We start from the raw sequence: 295 nt of genomic DNA on the forward strand, positions 1-295 counted from the left end.
TTAAAGAAAAATTTAAAAAATAATTATATAAAATGTTTTGTTTTTCTTTATAATTCTTTAACATAAAGTTACCGAAATAAGGATAAATTGGTAGATATATGGCTTTACATAATAATGATAATCGTCTCATCGGCCGAAGAGTAAAAGTTGAAAACGAAAAAGAAATAGGAGTTGTTACTCGTATTGATTTTGACAATGGACTTATTTATGTTTTATTTAAAAGAATGAGAGAAGTTATTTATAATTATCCTGAAGCTTTAGAAAATAACACTATTAAATTTTTTTTATTGAAAAA

1 protein-coding gene is annotated in these 295 nt (G+C 22.0%); it reads left to right on the top strand.

Translation table 11 applies throughout. The features are described from left to right. Positions 1 to 98: 98 nt before the first annotated feature. A partial coding sequence (locus ON17_RS00005) for a hypothetical protein (RefSeq protein WP_017191414.1) occupies positions 99 to 295 on the top strand: 197 nt, incomplete at its 3' end.

The sequence above is a fragment of the Poinsettia branch-inducing phytoplasma str. JR1 genome (genome assembly GCF_000309465.1).
Taxonomy (GTDB): domain Bacteria; phylum Bacillota_I; class Bacilli_A; order Acholeplasmatales; family Acholeplasmataceae; genus Phytoplasma; species Phytoplasma pruni.